Here is a 19,753-nt window from a genome sequence, read left to right as displayed (position 1 = left end):
TCAATGTCCGCCCAGCCACAGGTGCACTGCGTGCTGCTGCCTTGCAGTAACGGGGAAACCTGGGCGGTACCCGTGAACAGCGTCGCCGAGGTGGTAGTCGCCGGTGAATTGCGTTCCGGGCGGCTTTACTGGCGCGGTCGCGAGCTGCCCCTGTATCCCCCGGAAACTGGTGCGGAGCGTAGCGGCGGAATGTACGCCGTGATGCTGGGGTTGCGGGACCTGGCCGGCGATTACTGGGCGATCTGTTTGCAGAATCGCCGGCTGGGATACCTGCCGCTAGCCGAGACCGATCTCGCCGGCCAGGACGAGGACGTCGGCGTCACGGACTATACCCTCGCAGTCTTTGCGCTGGCTGGGAATAGCTGTGTAATACCAGATCTCGGTGCCCTGCAGGTGAGTCTCGCCGCCGCGGCTGCGGATCCCTGCCGGTAAAATTCTGGCAGGACCGCCAGAATACCGGCGACAAACTTCCTGCTCTTGTAAAAAAATGGTCATTCAGGCGCCTGCCTGGTGAATCTTCCCCGAAAAACACTTGGCCCTGGATTGTCAGCCACCCGGTGCTGCCCTTAACTGGGGCTACTGTCATTGGGCAGGAAACGGACCGGGGATATCAAGGGGGCTGCCATGCTGACCATTACTCCTACCGCTGTGCTGGGGCGCAGCCTGAGCGAAGACCTGGAAGTCTTTGCAGTTATCGACGGGCGCAAGGTTTTCCTGCCCGAGGACGCACACTACGTGATGCAGGACCGGCGCGGCCTGTGGTTTTACAGCAAGCGCAAACCGCGCCTGTCCGAAGGCGACTGGACTCCGAACAAGACCAGTATTGCCTGCGTCACCGACCGCGGTTGCGTGCGGGTATTGCAAACCGAGCCCGCTGCCACCTGGCTGGAGACCTGCCAGCGCACGATCCGCATGGTGGCCCGGGATGGGCAGCGGCGCCCCGCGGAAGACGCGGCCTGATATTCAACCGGGAACCCGGACCGAATCAACGGGGTCCTCTTCTCCGCCACTGTCGGCGCCGAAGGCGAGGCGCTCGGTGTCTATGTCCAGGTGCAGGGGCTCCAGCGTCGGCATGCTTTTACTGGTGGCGGTGGATAGCTGCTGAAAGCGGTCGACCTTGCCTGCCAGCCCCTGCTTGCCGCTCAAACTGATGACCGTACTGTTGTAGTGGTTGGCCGCCGCCTGCAGGGTGTTGCCCAGCCGCTGCAGGCGCTCGGCCACGGTGCAGACCTGGTTGTAGAGGTCGCCGGCGCTGCGACTGATTTCCTGGGCCTCCCGGTTGCTGCGCTCCACAATCCACAGGTTGGCCACGGTACGCAGCACGGGCATCAGGGTTGAGTGTGACACCAGCACCACGCCGCGCTGGTAGCCGTAGTTGAACAGGTCGCGGTTGTGCCGCATGGCCTCGATCCAGGCGGGCTCCACCGGCATGAACATGAGGACGAAGTCGGGGCTGCCCAGGCCCGGCAGGTTGGCGTAGGCCTTGCCGGCCAGGTCGTCGATGTGCTGGCGCACGGCACGGGCGTGGCCCTCCAGCAGCGCCAGGCGCTGTTCTTCCGATTCCGCGGCGACGGCGCCCTCGTAATCCACCAGGGATACCTTGCTGTCGATCACCAGGTGGCGATTGTCCGGCAGCTTGATCAGCACATCCGGCAGCCGCCGCTTGCCCTGTTCATCGCGAAAGGCGGCCTGGGTTTCATAGTGTTCCCCGGGCAGCAGCCCGGCCAGTTCCAGGGTCCGCTCCAGCTGCGCTTCGCCCCAGTTGCCGGTGGTTTTCTTGTCGCCTTTCAGGGCACTGGCCAGGTTGCTGGCCTGCGAGCTCATCTGCAGCCCGACCTCCAGCACCTTGCGCAGCTCTCCCTCCAGCAGGGCGTGGCCTTTCAGAGATTCCGAGTGAACCTGGTCGATGCGCTGCTGAAAGCCGGTGATCTGCTCGCGAAACGGCTGCAGCAGGTCGTTGAGCGTGGCCCGACTGCTGTCGTTGAACTGCCGGCCGCGGGCTTCGAAAATGCGATTGGCCAGGTTTTCGAACTCCAGTTTCAGGTGCTCGCGGTTTTCGTTGAGCAGCCGTAGCTGCGCCTTGTGTTGGCGCTCATGCTCGCGTTGGCGCGCCAGCAGCCGGTCGTATTCGCTGCGCAGGGCCTGGTGCCGGTGGCCGAGCTGTGCCAGCCGCTGCGCCTGTTCGCTGCTGTGGCGTTGTAGCTGGCGCAGCCGCAGAATCAGTGCCGTGGCGCCACCCAGCGCCAGACCCGCGACCAGGGCTGCCACCGGCAGTATCCAGGACGGATCGATAGCCGCAATCGGGATTTCTGGCATGCTGTCTCCTGTGACTCGTCAGTGTAACGTATAGACGAGGGCAGCAGCTCAGCGGGCGACCACCAGTTGGGAGATATCCGCAACCTGCAGGAACATTTGCCGCAGGGTGTAGAGCAGGTTGAGCCGGTTGCGGCGCAGGGCGTCGTCATCCGTGTTCACCATTACCTGCTCGAAAAAGGCGTCCACAGGCGCCTGCAATTCCGCCAGACAGCTCAGGGCTTCCGTGTAGGCGCCGTGCCTGAGATGGCCGCTGCTGACGCTTGCCAGGTCCGCCATGCGGGCTGCCAGGGCTCGCTCCGCGGGATCTGTCAGTAGTTGGACCTCGACCTCGCCGAATTCGAAGCCGGCATCGAGCTTGTCCAGGATGTTACTCACCCGCTTGTTGGCCGCCGCCAGTGCCGCGGCCTCGGGTAGTTGGCTGAAAGCGTGCACCGCGTAGACCCGGCGCTGGATGTCCAGCGGCCGGCTCGGGCTGTTGGCGCTTACCGCGCGGAAAACCTCGACCGGAATGGACTCCTCCTCGTACCAGGCGCGGAACCTTTCCAGCATGTAATCCAGCACCTGTGCCGCGGTGCCGGCTGCCAGCGTGTCCGGGGCATAGCCCGCGACGGCCTCGGCCAGGCAGTCGCGCAGATCCAGGTCCAGCGATTTCTCCACCAGGATGCGCAGCACGGCGAGGGAGGCCCGGCGCAGTGCAAAGGGATCCCGGGAGCCCGTGGGCGGCTGGCCGATGCCGAAAATGCCGACCAGCGTGTCCAGCCGATCGGCGAGACCCACGGTAACGGCGGTCAGGTGTTCGGGCAGACGGTCGCCGGCAAAGCGCGGCCAGTACTGCTGTTCCAGGGCGTCTGCGACGCTGTCGGGTTCGCCATCGTGCCTGGCGTAGTAAGCGCCCGCTATTCCCTGCATATCAGCAAATTCGAGAACCATCTCCGTGCCGAGGTCGGCCTTGCAGAGCAGTCCGGCGCGCTCGGCGGCTGCAGCGGGGCTGCCCAGCATCTCCGCCAGTTTGCCCGCCAGAGCAGAAATCCGCCGCGACTTGTCGTACACCGTCCCCAGTTTTTGCTGGAACACGATATTGCGCAGGCCGTCGACCCGGCTGTGCAGCGGCCGCTTCTTGTCGTTTTCGAAGAAGAATGCGGCGTCGCTCAAACGCGGACGGATGACCCGCTCATTGCCGCGAATCACCTGTATCGGGTCCGTGCTCTCGATATTGCAGATGGTGATGAAGTGCGGCAGCAGACGGCCTTTTTCGTCCACCAGGTGGAAATACTTCTGGTGCTCCTTCATCGAGGACACCAGGGCCTCCGCGGGTACCGCCAGGAAGCGCTCCTCGAAATTGCCGGTCAGGGCCACGGGCCACTCCACCAGGCCGGTGACTTCATCCAGTAAATCGGGGTCTATCACCGCCGTGGCTTTCAGCGCGCTGGCCTCCACTTCGACCTGGGCGCGAATCATGTCCCGACGCTCGTCGAAGCTGGCGATGACGTGGGCCTCGGTCAGGACGCGGGCGTAGTCCTCCGGCCGCCGCAGGGTGATGCTGCCGGAACAGTGGAACCGGTGGCCGCGGGTGGTGTTGCCGGTGGCCAGGCCCAGGATTTCGCCGTGGTCGCAGTCCTGGCCGAGCATGGCGACGACCCAGTGTACCGGGCGCACAAACTCGACCCGGGACGCGCCCCAGCGCATGCGCTTGGCAATTGGCAGGTCGCGGATGCTGTCGTGAATGATCTCGTTCAGACAGTCGCGGGCAGCGGCACCGCGAACGGTGCTGCGCAGGCACAGGCGCGGGCCCTTGGGCGTGTCGACCACGCTCAGCGCCTCGGGCTCCAGGCCCTGCTTGCGGGCAAAGCCGATGGCCGCGGGCGTCCACTCGCCCTGTTCGTTTCGGGCCTTGTCGGCGGGGGGGCCCTGAATCTCCTGCTCCCGATCCGGGGCCTGCAGGGTGACATCGCGGATCAGCACCGCGAGGCGCCGGGGCGCGGCAAACCATTCCACCTCGCCGTGGCCCAGCTGCCGCTGGCCGAGGCCGGCGACAATGCCGTCGCGGAAAGCCAGCCCCAAGGCCTTCAGGGACCGGGGCGGGAGCTCTTCGGTTCCCAGTTCTACCAGCAGGGTCTCGGTGCTGCTCACGCGCTTGCCTCCTTGCCTGCTGTTGCCAGGACTTCCTGCCGCAGGCGTTCCTCCGCCATGGGGAAGCCGAGTGCCGCCCGGGCATCGAAATAGGCCTGCGCTACGCCACGCGCCAGGGTGCGGACCCGCAGGATGTAGCGCTGGCGCTCGGTGACCGAGATGGCGTGGCGCGCATCCAGCAGGTTGAAGGTGTGGGACGCCTTCATCACCATCTCATAGGCGGGCAGGGGCAGGTTGAGTTCGACCAGCCGCAGGGCTTCCCGCTCACAGTAGTCGAACTGGCCAAACAGCCAGTCCGTGTCGGCCTCCTCGAAGTTGTAGCGCGACATTTCCACTTCGTTCTGGTGATAGACATCGCCGTAGGTGACTGTGCCCGAGGGGCCGCGGGCCCAGACCAGGTCGTAGATGCTGTCCACCGCCTGCAGGTACATGGCGATGCGCTCCAGGCCGTAGGTAATCTCGCCGGTTACCGGGTAGCATTCCAGACCGCCGGCCTGCTGGAAATAGGTGAACTGGGTGACTTCCATACCGTTCAGCCACACCTCCCAGCCCAGGCCCCAGGCGCCCAGGGTGGGCGACTCCCAGTTGTCCTCGACGAAGCGGATGTCGTGCACGGCGCTGTCGATACCCAGCGCCTGCAGGGATTGCAGGTACAGCTCCTGGAACTCCGGCGGGGACGGCTTCATCACCACCTGGAACTGGTAGTAGTGCTGCAGGCGGTTGGGATTCTCGCCGTAGCGGCCGTCAGTGGGCCGGCGGCTGGGCTGGACATAGGCGGCATTCCAGCTCTCCGGGCCGATGGCGCGGAGGAACGTGGCCGGATGAAAGGTGCCGGCGCCAACTTCCATGTCCAGGGGCTGCAGGATCACGCAGCCCTGCCCTGCCCAGAATTGTTGCAGGGTGAGAATCAGATCCTGGAAAGTCGTAGCGGCTGTGGACACGGTCACACCTGTTCGCGGTTTGCAAAAAAGCTGGGTAGTATACAGGCACTTCGGTTCGCATTGTATGCGCGGACCAGTCTTCCCCCTATCGAATCAACGGTCCGGCACGCGCCGGCGACAGGAGCGTCATGTTCTTCTACGGCAAACTGGTGGCGGGCCTTATCGGCCTGGTGGTGGGCGGACTCCTCGGCCTGATAATCGGTGTCTTTATCGGCCACCAGTTCGACCGCGGCCTGCGCCGGACCATGGAGGCCAACTCGCCGGAAAATATCGCCCGCCTGAAAGAGCGCTTCTTCGAAACCATCTTCCTGCTGCTGGGCCACATGGCCAAGGCGGACGGCCGCATCTCGCAGCAGGAAGTCGAGCACACCGAAATGCTCATACGCCAGATGGGGCTGGATGCGGGCCAGCGGCAGCGCGCCATCGATCTGTTCAAGCAGGGCGCCACCCCGGAGTTCGACGTGCAGGTGACGGTTGCGGCCTTTCTCGAGCTCTGCGGGCGCCAGCCGCAACTGCGCCAGACCCTGCTCCTGTTTCTGGTATCGCTGGCGCTGGTGGACCACGGGATCGAGCCGGAAGAGCGCCGGGTGCTGGACCACATCGCCGCATTGCTGGGTTTCAACCCGATGCAGCTGGAGCACCTGCTGCGCATGGCCCAGGCCCAGGAGCAGTTCCACCACCGCCCCGGCGGGGGCGCTGGCGCTGCCGCGGGCCCCGACCGGCTGCAGGCCGCCTACGCTGCCCTCGGGGTCAGCCCGGACGTGTCCGACCGCGACCTGAAGAAGGCCTACCGCAAGCTGATGAGCGAAAACCACCCGGACAAGCTGATCGCGCGGGGTGTGCCCGACGACATGCTCAAGGTGGCCACGGAAAAATCCCAGGAGATTACCGCGGCCTACGAACTGGTCAGCAAGTACCGCAAGTAAGGGCGACTGCTACAGCCGCCAGAACATCGGCGTGAACAGCACCAGCAGGGTAAAGATCTCCAGCCGCCCCAGCAGCATCGCCAGGCACAGCAGTCCCTTGGCAACGGCGCCGATACCGGCGTAGTTGGCGGCCACTTCGCCCAGCCCGGGGCCGAGGTTGTTGAGGCAGGCGGCCACCGCCGAGAAGGCGGTGGTGAAGTCCAGGCCGGTGCCGAGCAGGGCCAGCATCACGAACACGAACACAAACATGTAGACGGCGAAAAAGCTCCACACCGCACTCACCACCGTGGCTTCGACCCGGTGGCGGCCGATCTTCAGCGGAATAACCGCCTTCGGGTGCACCAGCTGCTTGAGCTCGCGGACCCCCTGCTTGGCGATCAGCATCAGGCGCACGGATTTCATGCCCCCCGCAGTAGAACCCACACAGCCCCCCATGAAGGAAAACATGATCAGCATCACCGGCAGGAATGTGGGCCAGGCGCTGAAGTCCTGGGTAGCAAAACCGCTGGTGGTGGCGATGGATATGGTCATGAACAGGCCGTGGATCAGGCTGTCCTCTACCGACAGGGCATCGCTCAGGATCAGGTAGCTGCAGGTGATGGCGATGCCGATCAACAGCACGCCGAGGAAGAAGCGCGATTCGGAGTCCTGCCGGTAGCCGCTCAGGCTGCGCCGACGCCAGGACAGGAAATGCAGGCCAAAGTTGAGGCCGGAGATCACCATGAACAGGCTGCAGATCAGAAGCACCGTGTTGCTCTCGAAGTAGCCCATGCTGGCATCATGGGTGGAGAAACCGCCGATGGCGACGGTGGAAAAGGCGTGGGCCACCGCGTCGAAGCCACTCATGCCTGCCGCCCAGTAAGCCACGGCGCAGGCGACGGTCAGGGCCAGATAAACAAAGAACAGCGCCTTGGCGGTCTCGGCAATGCGCGGTGTGAGTTTGCGGTCCTTGGTGGGCCCGGGGATTTCCGCCCGGTACAGCTGCATGCCGCCGATACCGAGCATGGGCAGCACCGCCACCGCGATCACGATGATCCCGATGCCGCCCAACCACTGCAATAACTGCCGGTAGATCAGGATCGAGCGGGGCAAGTCGTCGAGGCCGGTGATTACCGTGGCGCCGGTTGTGGTCAGCCCGGAGATGGACTCGAAAATCGCGTCCATGGGGCTGAGTGCAAGCCCTTCGGTGAGGATGAACGGCAGCGAACCGGCCATGCCGAGGACGGTCCAGAACAGCGAGGTGACCAGGAAGCCGTCGCGAATCCGCAGCTCGTGGCGTACATGCTGCACCGGCAGCCAGAGCAGCAAGCCGGCGAGGAAGGTCAGCCCCAGGGCGCTGGAGAAACTGGTGACGGTATGGTCGTCATCCAGCAGGGCAAATCCCAGGGGCACCACCATGGTACTGCTGAATAACATCAGCAGCAGCCCGAGGATACGCATCGAGATGGTCAGGTGCATGGCGGCGGGATCAGGAAAAGAAGCCGAAGCCGACCGCGAACAGTTTCTCCACGGCCGAGATCTTGTTGCGGTCGAGCAGGAACAGCACCACATGGTCCCCTGCTTCCACTACCACTTGCCGGTGCGCGATCAGCACTTCGTCGCCGCGGACAATGGCGCCGATGGTGACCCCGTCCGGGAGCGTGATCTCGTCCAGGCGCCGCCCCACTACTCTGGAGGAGTAGGTGTCTCCGCGGGCGGTGACTTCGATGGCCTCCGCCGCACCGCGGCGCAGGGAGTGCACGTTGCTGATATCGCCGCGCCGCACGTGGGTCAGCAGGCTGCCAATGGTGATTTGCTGGGGCGAAATGGCGATATCGATCTCATCCCCGACCAGGTCGGCATAGGCGGGGTTGGTAATCAGGGTGATGACCTTTTTCGCGCCCATGCGCTTGGCCAGCATCGACATCATGATGTTGGATTCGTCGTTGTTGGTCAGGGCGCAGAAAACATCGGTGGCCTCAATGTTCTCCGAGGACAGCAACTGGGGCTCGGAGGCACTGCCGTGCAGGACGATAGTGTGCTTGAGAGATTCCGACAGCACCCGGCAGCGTGGGTAGGACTGCTCGATGACCTTGACCTGGTAGCGCCCCTCGATACTCTGGGCCAGGGTGGCGCCGATGTTGCCACCGCCGGCGATCATCACCTTGTGGTAGGGCTTGTCGACCTTGCGCAGCTCCGACATCACCTTGCGGATGTCCTTGCGTGCGGCGATAAAGAATACCTCGTCATCTGCCTCCACCACCGTATTGCCCTCGGGGATGATGGCGCGGTCGCGGCGGAAGATGGCGGCGACCCGGGTGTCGACCTTGGGCATGTGCTTGCGAATATCCTGCAACTCATGGCCGACGATGGGGCCGCCGTGGTAGGCGCGCACGGCCACCAGCTGAATCCGGCCCTCGGCGAAGTCGAGCACCTGCAGGGCACCGGGGTTGGCGATAAGCTCGACGATGGCCTTGGTGACCAATTGCTCGGGGCCAATGATGACGTCTACCGGGACGTTGTCAGGGGTGAACAGCCGCTCCTGGTAGGCGAGGTAGTTGGGCGAGCGCACCCGGGAGATCTTGGTCGGGGTGTTGAACAGCGAGTGGGCAATCTGGCAGGCCATCATGTTGATTTCGTCGCTGTTGGTGACCGCAATCAGCATGTCGGCGTCCTCGGCGCCCGCCTGGTACAGGGTGTCAGGATGCGATGCGCTGCCGGTTACCGTGCCGATATCGAGGCGGTCCTGCAGCTCCCGCAGGCGATCGGCATCCGTGTCTACCACGGTGATGTCGTTCTGCTCGTTGGCCAGGTGTTCCGCGAGGGTGCCCCCGACCTGTCCCGCGCCGAGAATGATAATTTTCATTGCTGGGGTGCTTCCCCTGAGATTTCCTGCACCTTAATGAAAAGGCCGCGGGAATGTAAGTGGCGGTACGCGAAATAGTGCACTGCGCGGCTGGCCTCAGCGGCGCCGTTGCAGCAGGCTGAAAAACAGCCCGTCCGGCCCCCCGCTCGCAGGCAGCAATTGTACGCCGTGTGTGCGCTGCTCGCCGGGTAGCGCAACGGGCTCCAGGGCAGCGTCCCCGGTGGCGGCGAGAAAACGCTGCACCACCGCGCTGTTCTCTGCCTCCAGCACCGAGCAGGTGACGTAGAGCAGAGAGCCTCCGGGCCGCAACAGGGGCCAGAGGCCCTGCAGAATCCACTGCTGCTGTGCTGCCAACGCGGCGATGTCATCCTCCCGGCGCAGCAGCTTTACGTCCGGATGGCGGCGGATGACGCCGCTGGCGGAACAGGGTGCATCCACCAGAATCCGGTCAAACCGCTGCTCCTGCAGGGGTGCGGGCGGTGCGGCGGCATTGCCCTGCAGTACCTCTGCCTGCAGTGTCAGCCGCTGCAGGTTGTCGCGAACCCGCTGCAGCCGCGAGGCATCGACATCCATTGCTGTCAGGGCGATCGCAGGCTCCAGTTCCAGCAGGTGGCAGGCCTTGCCACCGGGGGCGGCACAGGCGTCCAGCACCCGCTCGCCGGCCCGGGCGCCCAGCAGATGTGCCGCCAGTTGCGCAGCTTCATCCTGCACGCTGGCCCAGCCCGCGGCGAAACCCGGCAAGGCCGCGACATCCACCGGTTGCTGCAGGTAGATCGCCTCCGGCGCCAGCTGCCCCGCCGTGGCCGCAATGTCTGCTGCCGCCAGTGTTTCCAGATAGGCCTCGCGGCTGCCGTGCCGGCGGTTGACCCTGAGGACCATCGGCGGCTGCTCGTTGTTCGCCGCCATGATGGCTGCAGCCTGCTCCGGCCAGTCCCGCTGCAGGGCTTCAAACAGCCAGTCCGGGTGTGCCGCAACAGCGGCGGGAGACAGCTTTCGGACCAGCTCTTCCCGCTGCCGCAGGTAGCTGCGCAGCACCGCGTTGCACAGCCCTTTGGCCCACACCTTGTTCAAGGCCCTGGTGGCGGCGACGGTGGCGGCCACCGCGGCGTGGTCCGGCACCCGGGTTTCCTCCAGCTGGTACAGGCCCAGCAGCAGCAGCGCCTCGATGTCCCGGTCGCGATTCTTCAGCGGCTTGCTCAGCAGCTGCTGTAGCTGCGGTTGCAGCCGGGGGTAATAGCGCAGGGTTCCGTAGCAAAGCTGTTGCAGCAGCCCGCGGTCCCGCGCGCCAACGGTTTCCAATGCGGCCGGCAGCAGCTGGTTCAGGGACCCGCCCTCCAGTACGCCGGCGATTGCGAGGGCTGCCGCCGCGCGCGTATCGGTGGCCATCAGTGGGCATCCCGAGGGGTGCCGGGCTCGAATCGGCTGCCGGGTGCGAACAGGGCACCCCGGGCATTGAGAATGTCGGTTGCGGGCAGGGCCCTGCCGCCCGGCAACTGCAACTGCCGAATACGCAGGGCCCCCTCGCCACAGGCGACCAGAATGCCGTCGCGATCGGCGCTGATGACCGTGCCCGGGCCAGCCCTGCCCGCCGCAGCGGTCGGGCTTTCCGCGCTCGCCTGCCAGATCCGCACCCGCTCCCCCGCGAGCATGCCGTAGCAGACCGGGAACGGGTTGAAGGCGGCGACCGCCCTGGCCAGCTCCGCTGCGCCGCGGTTCCAGTCCAGGGCCGCTTCGGACTTGTCAATCTTGTGGGCGTAGGTGGCGCCGGCGTCATCCTGCGGCGTCGCGGCTTCGAGGTACGCAGGCAGGCTGTCGAGTACCCGCAGCAACAGCGGCGGCCCCAGCTCGGCGAGTTGGTCGTGGAGCGTGCCGGCGCTGGTGCCGGGCGTGATCGGCAGGCTCTCCCGCGCCAGCATGGCACCGGTGTCCAGCCCCGCGTCCATCTGCATGATGGTGATACCGGTGGCGCTGTCCCCCGCTTCGATTGCCCGCTGAATGGGCGCCGCGCCGCGCCAGCGCGGCAGCAACGAGGCGTGGACGTTGATACAGCCCAGGCGCGGAGCATCCAGCACAGGCTGGGGCAGGATCAGGCCGTAGGCGACCACCACCATGGCATCAGCCCGCAATGCCGCAAGCTCGGCCTGGGCTTCGGCGTCGCGCAGCCTGGCCGGCTGCAATACCGGGATTCCGGCCCCCAGGGCCAGCTCCTTGACCGGGCTGGCGTGCAGCTTTTTGCCGCGCCCGGCGGGGCGGTCCGGCTGGGTGTAGGCCGCGATGATCTCGTGGCGGCTGGTCAGCAGGGCCCGGAGGTGGCTGGCGGCAAAGTCGGGGGTGCCGGCAAAAACAAGGCGTAACGGGTCAATGGCCACCACTCAGGCCTGGCGCCGCTGTTCTTTCTCCAGCTTCCTGCGGATGCGCTGGCGCTTGAGCGGGGAAATGTAGTCCACGAACAGTTTGCCGTCGAGGTGGTCGACTTCATGCTGCAGGCAGATCGCCAGCAGACCCTGCAGTTCGCGGTCGAAGGGTTCGCCGTTGCGGTCCAGCGCGGTGACCGAGATCTGCTGCGGCCGCTCCACGGTCTCATAAAAACCCGGTACGGAGAGGCAGCCCTCGTCATATTCGCCGAGAGCGGGGTCGAGGACGGTGATTTCGGGATTGATGAAGACCAGCGGTTCGCTGTGATCTTCGCTGATGTCTATCACCAGCAGCCGCTGGTGGACGTTGACCTGGGTGGCCGCGAGTCCGATTCCCGGCGCCGCATACATGGTCGCAAACATGTCGTCGATCAACGCGCGGGTGGCGTCCGTGACCGTTTCCACCGGCGCTGCCCGGGTGCGCAGTCGGGGGTCGGGAAATTCGAGAATGTCGAGTACTGCCATGATGTTAGCTGCCTTCAGGGCTCTGCCGGCCGATGGTGAATTAGTCACATTGGGGCTTGCCACGGGCCAATGCCCACCGCAAACTGTGGCTATTATATAACTGCTGGCAAGGTAGTGCCCAGCGCTGGTCCATTGGCTGCGCACTTGTCTGCACGGGGAGGCCGCTGGAGCGGGTTTGGCCGGCGGGCGATTTTAGGGGCAGGCTGGACGGAATCATGAGAGCGAAGTCTTTTTCGGTTTACCTGGTATTAGTTGTGAGCTTGCTGCTCAGTTCCTGGCTGCAGGCTGCCGTAGAGCTCAATGAGGATGTCCCGGATACCTATGTCGTCAAGCAGGGCGACACGCTCTGGGGCATTTCCGGCATGTATCTGCGCGAGCCCTGGCGCTGGCCAGAACTCTGGGACGTCAACCCGCAGATAGACAATCCCCACCTGATCTATCCCGGCGATGAACTGTACCTTACCTGGGTCGACGGTCAGCCGCGCCTGGGGGTGCGCCGCGGGCGGGACGTCAAGCTCGAGCCCGGCATGCGGGTCAGCTCCCTGGACCTGGCCATTCCCGTGATTCCGCTGGACCAGATCGGCTCCTTCCTCAAGCGTCACCGGATCCTCGCGGCCGAGGAGTTGAACAATTCAGCCTATGTAGTGGCAGGCGACCAGGGTCGCCTGATCGCCGCTCCCGGTGACCGCGTTTTTGGCCGCGGGCCGTTCCCCGATGGAGAGCGCAGCTATGGTATTTTCCGGGCCGGGGACACCTACCGCGATCCGGTAACCAGTGAGCTGCTCGGCTACCAGGCCATGGACATCGGCAATGCACGACTCGTCAGCAGCAATCGCGATGAAGTCACCGAGCTCAACGTCACCCGGGTGACCGAGGAGGTGCGGATTGCGGATCGTCTGCTGCCCGAGAGGGAGCGGGTCCTGGATGCGACGTTCCAGCCCCGGGCACCGGCGGTGGAGGTCAGCGGCGGCTTGATGATTGCGGTGGACGGCGGTGTCAACCAGATTGGCCCGGGCAATATCGTGGTGCTGAACCGCGGTGAGCGCGAGGGCTTCGAAGTTGGCCATGTGCTGGCCATCTACCAGGCCGGTGAGGTCGTCTTCGACCAGGTTGCACGTCAGAACGTGACGCTGCCAGATACCCGCGCCGGCCTGATGATGATATTCGAGGTATTCGAGAAAGCCAGCTACGGGCTGGTGTTGAGAGCCAGCCGTCCACTCAAGGTGCTGGACAAGGTAAAGAACCCCTGACAGGACCGCGGCGGCCACGGAACGGCCGTTGCCTGCACAACGTAAACGGAACAGACATGACGTCAAGGATGATGTATGGATGCCGCCCACGCCCGGCTGTGCCTGTTGTTGCACAGCCTTCCCCGTCTCGAGAAGTCCCAACTGCGGCGCCTGCTGCAGCACTTTGGCTCCCCCGAAGCGCTGTGGCAGGCAGAGCCCCGGGCCCTGGGCGAGGCCGGTGCCGGCGCAGGTGCGCGGGCGGATCTGGCCACTGCCCGCCGTCGCGGCCGACACCCCGACGCGCCACGGGACATCGACCGCCAGGTCGATGCCTTGCTCGCCGTTGATGGCCGCGTAATCGCCCTCGGTGCCCCGGATTACCCGCTGCTGCTGGCGGCTATCCACGATCCTCCGCCCCTGCTGTATCTGCGCGGCAATGCCGGTCTGTTGCAGGCGCCCCAGCTCGCCATGGTGGGCAGTCGCAAGGCCAGTCCCCCCGGCATCCGCTTTGCGCAGGAACTGGCCGCTGCTGCGGTCCGGGTTGGTCTGGCTGTCACCAGCGGTCTGGCGCTGGGCATCGACGGCGCTGCCCATCGCGGCGCGCTCGAAGCGGGGGGCACCAGCGTTGCGGTGATGGCCACCGGGGTCGACACCATCTACCCGCGACGCCACGACGGCCTGGCCCGGCAGCTGCTGGAAAAGGGTTGCCTGGTCAGCGAATTCGCGCCCCTGACCCCGGCGCTGCCCGAGCACTTTCCCGCCCGCAACCGGATCATCAGCGGGCTCGCGCTCGGTGTGCTGGTGGTGGAGGCGGCCGTGCCCAGCGGCTCGCTGATCACTGCGGGTACGGCCCTGGAACAGGGCCGGGAAGTCTTTGCCGTGCCCTGGTTTCCCGGCCACGCCGGAGGCCGCGGCTGCCTGCGCCTGCTGCGTGACGGCGCCGCCATGGTCGAGAGCATTGACGACATCCTGGCGGAGCTGGGCGCGCTGTTTCAATGCCAGCTGGAACTCGCACCTGCCCCCCGGGAGACCACCGCGGCCGGTACCTCCCGGTCCTGGCTCCTGCCCCTGGTGGGCTTTGAGGTGGTGACGGTGGAAGCTCTGGTGGCAGCTTCGGGCCGGACCGTGGCCGAAGTCCTGGCGGCGCTGTCCTCGCTTGAGCTCGAGCGGAGTATCGTCCGCCACGGCGGCGGCTACATCCGCCGCTGAACCGGGCTGCGCGCCCCGAGCTGCGCGCCCCGAGCTTGCCATGGGCGGGCCAAGCCGGTAAATTTCGCGCTCTTTCAGCCACTGCGCGTCGCGCAACAGGAGCCAGCCATGAGCAAACCCTTTGTCGCCATCGTCATGGGATCGGATTCGGACCTGCCCGTCATGGAAGCCAGCTTTGCCGTACTCCGGTCTTTTGGCATTCCCTTCGAGGCGCGTATCACCTCCGCTCACCGTACCCCTGAAGTAACCAAGGCGTTCATCAAGGATGCCGAGGCGCGAGGCTGCGCGGTGTTTATCGCCGCGGCAGGTATGGCCGCTCATCTGGCGGGCGCGGTGTCCGCCACTACGGTCAAGCCGGTTATCGGTGTGCCGATGAATTCCTCCCTGGACGGTCTCGACGCCCTGCTGTCCACGGTGCAGATGCCCGCGGGGATTCCGGTGGCCTCGGTCGCCATCGGCAAGGCGGGGGCAAAGAATGCCGCCTACCTGGCGGCGCAGATACTTGCGGTTGCAGACCCGGACCTCGAGCGCCGGCTGCGGGAAGAGCGCGCGGCCAATGCCGAGGCGATCCGGGTCAAGGACGAGGCCCTGCAGGAATCCCTGCGGAGCTGAGTTTGGCTTCCACCCTGCAACTGCGTGCCGCGGTACACGCCCTGGCCGAAGGCGGCGTTATCGCCTGCCCGACCGAGGCTGTCTGGGGCCTGAGTTGCGACCCCGACAATCCCGATGCCGTAACGCGCCTGCTGTACCTCAAGCAGCGCCCGGTAGAAAAGGGATTGATTCTGGTAGCGGCGGACATCGATCAGCTTGCCCCCCTGCTGGAGGGGCTCACCGAAGTCCAGCGCAGCAAGCTCGCATTGTCCTGGCCCGGGCCCTCGACCTGGCTTGTGCCCCACCATGACCGCGTGCCTCCCTGGATTCATGGCGGAAATACAAAGGTCGCGGTGAGAGTAAGTGCTCACAAATTGGTCGCTGCCCTGTGCCGAGCCTGGGGTGGTGCGCTGGTCTCGACCTCCGCCAACCCGGCCGGCAGCCAACCCGCCACCGCGCAGTTCCAGGTGCAGCGCTACTTCCACGGCCAGCTCGATGCAGTGTTGCCCGGTGCGCTCGGGGGCGCCAGCAGGCCCACCATTATTCGCGACCTGCTCACTGATCAGGTGCTGCGATCCTGAGTCCTCAGCCGCGTTGGTGTTCCGGCCCGGGAGCATGCGTATAATGGCGCGCGAACAGCAGCCGCCAGCGGAACGCCCATGCAACCAGAAGCCGTAAAAACCTACCTGCTCCAGCTCCAGCAGACCATTTGCGATACCCTCGCCGCCGAAGACGGCAGCGGCGACTTCATTGTTGACGACTGGCAGCGGCCGGAAGGTGGCGGTGGCCGCAGCCGGGTGCTGGCTGGCGGCGCCGTGTTCGAGAAGGCGGGAGTCAATTTTTCCCATGTCGTGGGCGACAGTTTGCCGCCCTCCGCAACCGCGGCCCGGCCCGAGCTGGCCGGGCGCAGTTACCAGGCCATGGGTGTGTCCCTGGTCATCCATCCGGAAAATCCCTTCGTCCCCACTTCCCATGCCAACGTGCGCATGTTTGTGGCGGAACGGGAAGGGTCGGAGCCGGTCTGGTGGTTTGGCGGCGGCTACGACCTCACCCCCTACTACGGCAATCGCGAGGACTGCCGCCACTGGCACCAGGTTGCGGCGGACGCCTGCGCACCCTTTGGTGATGAGGTTTACCCCCGCTACAAGCAGTGGTGTGACGAATACTTTCATCTCAAGCACCGCGGCGAGCCCCGGGGAGTCGGCGGCTTGTTTTACGATGATCTCAACGAGGGCGGCTTCGACCGCTGCTTCGCCTTCATGCAGGCGATCGGCGATTCCTTCCTGCCGGCCTACGTGCCCATTGTCCAGCGCCGGAAGAACCAGGCCTGGGGCGAACGTGAGCGCCAGTTCCAGCTCTATCGGCGCGGCCGCTATGTGGAATTCAACCTGGTATTCGACCGCGGCACCCTGTTCGGCCTGCAGTCCGGTGGCCGTACCGAGGCTATCCTGATGTCGCTGCCGCCGCTGGTGCGCTGGGAGTACAACTATCAGCCGGAGCCGGGCTCAGCGGAGGAAGAGCTGACCAGCTATTATCTCCAGCACCGTGACTGGCTGCAGGTGGAGCCATGACCGGGCAGGACAAGTACGCTGTGTTCGGCAACCCGATCAAGCACAGCAAGTCGCCGGCGATTCACGCCGCCTTTGCCGAACAGTGTGATCAGCGCCTCCAGTACCGTGCGGTGCGGGTGGAACCGGGCGACTTTCAGCGTGCCGCGGCCAGTTTCTTCGCCGGCGGAGGCAAGGGTCTCAACGTCACACTCCCTTTCAAACAGGATGCCTGTGCCTTTGCCGATACCTTGACCGACCGGGCACGGCGCGCCGGCGCGGTGAATACGCTGACCGCCTGTGACGACGGCAGCATAGCGGGCGACACCACCGACGGTATCGGCCTGGTACGGGACATGGTTGCCAATCTGGGCTGGCAGTTGCAGGGTCGCCGGATAGCGCTGCTGGGGGCGGGTGGCGCCGTGCGGGGAGTACTTGAACCGCTGCTCAGGGAGCGTCCCAAGTCTATAGTGATTGCCAATCGCACGGGCGCGAAGGCCGCAGAGCTGGCGGCATTGTTCTCCGATCTCGGCACGGTCCAGGGCGGTGGCTATGAGCTGTTGCAAGAGCTTGAGGTCGACGTGCTGATCAACGCTTCCAGCGCCGGCCTGCAGGGCGAAATGCCGCCGCTACCCGATTCGTTGCTGACAGTTCGCAGTTGCTGCTATGACATGCTGTACGGGACGGAGCCCACCCTGTTCATGCGCTGGGCTGCCCAGAATGCAGCCTGGGCGGTGGCGGATGGCCTCGGCATGCTGGTGGAGCAGGCGGCGGAGTCGTTCTACCGCTGGCGCCAGGTCCGCCCCGCTACCCAGCCGGTGATCAACCAGATGCGGCATTTGCTGGCGGCCGCCTAATGTCATGTCACCTTCGGTGACAAGACACTACCCCGGCTCCAGCTCCGCCAGATGGCGGTCTTTGAGGCGGACATAATTGGTCGCGCTGTAACTGAAATAGTCGCGCTCCGCCGGGGTCAGCGGGCGCACTTCCCGGGCCGGGCTGCCCGCGTAGAGATGGCCGCTGCGCAGTATTTTCCCGGGCGTCACCAGGGCGCAGGCCCCGATCACGACTTCGTCCTCTACCACTGCACCGTCCATGATGGTGGCACCCATGCCCACCAGCACCCGGTGGCCAACGCTGCAGCCGTGCAGGGTGGCGTTGTGCCCGATGGTGACCTCCGCCCCGATCAGTAGCGGCCAGCCCTCCGGGTTAAAGGGGCCGGCGTGGGTAATATGCAGCACGCTGCCGTCCTGCACGCTGGTGCGGGCACCGATACGGATGCGGTGCATATCACCGCGGATCACGGCCTGGGGCCAGACCGAGGCATCGTCTCCCAGTTCGACGTCTCCCAGCACCACGGCGCTGGGGTCTACCAGCACCCGCTGCCCCATTACTGGCCGAATGCCATCAAAGCTGCGAACGCTGGTTGCGGTGTAATGCTGCATACGGGGCTCCCTGTCTGATCCTGCTACAATAACGGCCTTCACCCCAACTGGCCAATAGCCGATGGCACCGGAAGACAATACGCCAAAATCACCGCCGAGCAGGCGCTTCATTGCCGGTGCGGTGTGTCCCCGCTGCAGCGCCATGGACACCATCGTGGTGGATCGCGAGACGGATTTGCGCGAGTGCGTGGTCTGCGGCTTCAGTGATCCGCGCCCGAAGGACAAGCTCTCCGCAACGGCAGAGCCCGCCACCCGGGTCAGCCGACCCGCTGCCCGCCGGGTGGAAACAGCGGCCGACGTGGTGCGTATCCTGGAGCCGCCGCCGCCGCCGAAACCGAAGGACTGAGGCTCATTCCCCGCCGCGGGTGAACGCCAGCGGCATGCGCTTGAAGCCGTCCATGAAGTTGGAACGGAAGTGGGTCGGTTCCTCCAGCAGGCGCAGGTCATCCATGCGCGCGAGGATTTCACGCGTCATCATGTCCAGGTTCATCCGCGCCTGGTGCTGGCCAGGGCAGACATGCACACCAAAGCCAAAGGTGCGCATCTGGCGCCGGGTCTGCGCCGGATCGCGGGTGATGTCAAAGCTGTCGGGGTTGTCGAAGCAGGCGGGGTCCCGGTTGACAGAGGCCAGCAGGCAGACCACCTTGCTCCCCTGCTTGATCTGCTCCCCGGCGAGCTCTACATCGCGCATCGCCGTGCGGCGGGTGTAGACCACGGTATTGCGGTAGCGCAGGATTTCTTCCACGGCGGCGGGCACGAGGTCCGGGTTGGCCTGCAGCAGCGCCAGTTGCCGGGGGTGGTGAATCAGTTCGTAGACCAGCCAGGACAGGGTGTTGCGCGTGGTTTCCGTGCCGCCGATCATCAGGCCCTGGAAGATAACCCCGTATTCCTCGTCGCTGAGCCGACGCCCGTCAATCTCGGCGCTGAGCAGTTCGTTGGTCATGTCGTTGGCGGCGGGCTGCTGGCGCCGTTTGCTGGCGAATGACGCGGCCCAGCCCACCATCTGCGCCGAGGCCGTCCAGCCCTCCTCGCGGCTGCCGGCATAGTCGGGGTCGTTGGCCAGGGTTACCGTGTTGATCGTTGGCACCAGGTAGGCGTAGTCCTCCTCGGGCACGCCGAGCAGGGTAAACATCACATGGATCGGCAGGTGCATGGCGACGTCGCTGACAAATTCGCACTCACCGCGGTCGATAATCGCGTCAATGATGGCGCTGACTTTGGCCTGCATCATTGCGCGGCGCGCTTCCAGCACACCCGGGCGGAAGGCGTAATCCACCAGGGCACGCCTGGAGCGGTGCTCCGGCGGGTCGAGGAAGGTCATGGCCTGGCGCTGCAGTGCCAGCAGCTCCTCGGGGAAATCCTCCAGCAGCGGACCATAGCTGCTGGAGAACGTGGCGGGGTCGCGCAGGACCGCGTCGATATCCGGCTTGTGCAACACCAGCCAGTGGCCGCCGGCTGCGAATTCGTCTTCCTGCCAGGCAATACGCTGCTCAGCACGCAACTGGGCGATGGCCTCACGCGGGGTGCCGTGGGTGAAGTTGTCGAGATGCAGCAAGCTGCTGCTGAAGGGGCAAGTCGTCACGTTATTGTGCTGCCTGTCTTTGCAATTTTGAGGAGTCCGGAGACTAGTATTTAAACACATAAATATCGAAACATAGTTTATACTGCTTCATATCCACCCCATGACGAGGAGTT

20 protein-coding genes are annotated in these 19,753 nt (G+C 65.2%); 10 read left to right on the top strand and 10 right to left on the bottom strand.

The window, feature by feature from the left end:
- Positions 1–3 precede the first annotated feature (3 nt).
- Positions 4–432 carry a hypothetical protein gene (locus Q6D67_RS00100; protein ID WP_304703441.1) on the top strand — a complete coding sequence of 143 codons (429 nt, stop codon included), beginning with the start codon at positions 4–6 and terminating at the stop codon, positions 430–432.
- A gap of 192 nt (positions 433–624) precedes the next feature.
- Positions 625–960: a hypothetical protein gene (locus Q6D67_RS00095; protein WP_304703439.1), complete on the top strand. Its 336-nt coding sequence runs from the start codon at positions 625–627 to the stop codon at positions 958–960.
- Between the two features lie 3 nt (positions 961–963).
- Here the strand turns inward: Q6D67_RS00095 and Q6D67_RS00090 are convergent, their stop codons facing one another.
- Genes Q6D67_RS00090 through glyQ form a run of 3 tightly spaced genes read right to left on the bottom strand, consistent with a single transcriptional unit; the run spans position 964 to position 5,387 of the window.
- A complete protein-coding gene (locus Q6D67_RS00090) occupies positions 964–2,316 on the bottom strand; it encodes a DNA recombination protein RmuC (RefSeq protein WP_304703438.1) in 1,353 nt (450 codons plus the stop codon).
- A 48-nt stretch (positions 2,317–2,364) separates the two neighbouring features.
- Positions 2,365–4,446: a glycine--tRNA ligase subunit beta gene (gene glyS, locus Q6D67_RS00085; RefSeq protein ID WP_304703436.1), complete on the bottom strand. Its 2,082-nt coding sequence runs from the start codon at positions 4,444–4,446 to the stop codon at positions 2,365–2,367.
- Positions 4,443–5,387: a glycine--tRNA ligase subunit alpha gene (glyQ, locus tag Q6D67_RS00080; protein ID WP_304703434.1), complete on the bottom strand. Its 945-nt coding sequence runs from the start codon at positions 5,385–5,387 to the stop codon at positions 4,443–4,445. The genes glyS and glyQ overlap by 4 nt, the downstream gene beginning before the upstream one ends.
- Before the next feature lie 128 nt (positions 5,388–5,515).
- Here glyQ and djlA point away from each other — a divergent pair, with 128 nt between their 5' ends.
- Complete coding sequence (djlA, locus tag Q6D67_RS00075) at positions 5,516–6,313, top strand: co-chaperone DjlA (protein WP_304703432.1); 798 nt, start codon at positions 5,516–5,518, stop codon at positions 6,311–6,313.
- Between the two features lie 9 nt (positions 6,314–6,322).
- Here the strand turns inward: djlA and Q6D67_RS00070 are convergent, their stop codons facing one another.
- The 5 genes from Q6D67_RS00070 to def all read right to left on the bottom strand — a co-directional run bounded on the left by Q6D67_RS00070 (position 6,323) and on the right by def (position 12,037).
- Positions 6,323–7,771 (bottom strand): TrkH family potassium uptake protein, encoded by a 1,449-nt coding sequence (locus Q6D67_RS00070; RefSeq protein ID WP_304703431.1) that lies wholly within the window; start codon positions 7,769–7,771, stop codon positions 6,323–6,325.
- Between the two features lie 10 nt (positions 7,772–7,781).
- Complete coding sequence (trkA, locus tag Q6D67_RS00065) at positions 7,782–9,158, bottom strand: Trk system potassium transporter TrkA (RefSeq protein WP_304703429.1); 1,377 nt, start codon at positions 9,156–9,158, stop codon at positions 7,782–7,784.
- A gap of 96 nt (positions 9,159–9,254) precedes the next feature.
- Entirely contained in the window at positions 9,255–10,544 is a 1,290-nt protein-coding gene (rsmB, locus tag Q6D67_RS00060) for a 16S rRNA (cytosine(967)-C(5))-methyltransferase RsmB (RefSeq protein ID WP_304703427.1), read from the bottom strand.
- Positions 10,544–11,521 carry a methionyl-tRNA formyltransferase gene (fmt, locus tag Q6D67_RS00055; protein ID WP_304703795.1) on the bottom strand — a complete coding sequence of 326 codons (978 nt, stop codon included), beginning with the start codon at positions 11,519–11,521 and terminating at the stop codon, positions 10,544–10,546. Before fmt ends, rsmB begins: the two co-directional genes overlap by 1 nt.
- A 9-nt stretch (positions 11,522–11,530) precedes the next feature.
- Positions 11,531–12,037 (bottom strand): peptide deformylase, encoded by a 507-nt coding sequence (def, locus tag Q6D67_RS00050; protein WP_304703425.1) that lies wholly within the window; start codon positions 12,035–12,037, stop codon positions 11,531–11,533.
- A gap of 215 nt (positions 12,038–12,252) precedes the next feature.
- Between def and Q6D67_RS00045 the strand changes: the two genes are divergently transcribed.
- The 6 genes from Q6D67_RS00045 (at position 12,253) to aroE (ending at position 17,470) form a co-directional block, all read left to right on the top strand.
- A complete protein-coding gene (locus Q6D67_RS00045; protein ID WP_304703424.1) occupies positions 12,253–13,287 on the top strand; it encodes a LysM peptidoglycan-binding domain-containing protein in 1,035 nt (344 codons plus the stop codon).
- A gap of 75 nt (positions 13,288–13,362) precedes the next feature.
- Entirely contained in the window at positions 13,363–14,475 is a 1,113-nt protein-coding gene (gene dprA, locus Q6D67_RS00040) for a DNA-processing protein DprA (protein ID WP_304703423.1), read from the top strand.
- A gap of 108 nt (positions 14,476–14,583) precedes the next feature.
- Positions 14,584–15,087, top strand: coding sequence for a 5-(carboxyamino)imidazole ribonucleotide mutase (gene purE, locus Q6D67_RS00035; protein ID WP_304703422.1), 504 nt, complete (start codon positions 14,584–14,586; stop codon positions 15,085–15,087).
- A gap of 2 nt (positions 15,088–15,089) precedes the next feature.
- Complete coding sequence (locus Q6D67_RS00030) at positions 15,090–15,647, top strand: L-threonylcarbamoyladenylate synthase (RefSeq protein WP_304703420.1); 558 nt, start codon at positions 15,090–15,092, stop codon at positions 15,645–15,647.
- A 78-nt stretch (positions 15,648–15,725) separates the two neighbouring features.
- A complete protein-coding gene (gene hemF, locus Q6D67_RS00025; protein ID WP_304703418.1) occupies positions 15,726–16,637 on the top strand; it encodes an oxygen-dependent coproporphyrinogen oxidase in 912 nt (303 codons plus the stop codon).
- A complete protein-coding gene (gene aroE / locus Q6D67_RS00020) occupies positions 16,634–17,470 on the top strand; it encodes a shikimate dehydrogenase (RefSeq protein ID WP_304703417.1) in 837 nt (278 codons plus the stop codon). Before hemF ends, aroE begins: the two co-directional genes overlap by 4 nt.
- Positions 17,471–17,497: 27 nt before the next feature.
- On the opposite strand, the gene Q6D67_RS00015 is transcribed toward aroE, so the two are convergent.
- Entirely contained in the window at positions 17,498–18,004 is a 507-nt protein-coding gene (locus tag Q6D67_RS00015) for a gamma carbonic anhydrase family protein (RefSeq protein ID WP_370551905.1), read from the bottom strand.
- 115 nt (positions 18,005–18,119) lie between these two features.
- Between Q6D67_RS00015 and Q6D67_RS00010 the strand changes: the two genes are divergently transcribed.
- Positions 18,120–18,404 (top strand): YheV family putative zinc ribbon protein, encoded by a 285-nt coding sequence (locus Q6D67_RS00010; protein ID WP_304703414.1) that lies wholly within the window; start codon positions 18,120–18,122, stop codon positions 18,402–18,404.
- 3 nt (positions 18,405–18,407) lie between these two features.
- Here the strand turns inward: Q6D67_RS00010 and Q6D67_RS00005 are convergent, their stop codons facing one another.
- Positions 18,408–19,640, bottom strand: a complete 1,233-nt coding sequence (locus tag Q6D67_RS00005; RefSeq protein ID WP_304703413.1) for a cytochrome P450 — start codon at positions 19,638–19,640, stop codon at positions 18,408–18,410.
- Positions 19,641–19,753: the final 113 nt, after the last annotated feature.

This window comes from Haliea sp. E1-2-M8, assembly GCF_030649675.1.
In the GTDB taxonomy this organism is placed as follows: domain Bacteria; phylum Pseudomonadota; class Gammaproteobacteria; order Pseudomonadales; family Halieaceae; genus Haliea.
This window is presented reverse-complemented; position numbering and strand designations above follow the sequence as displayed.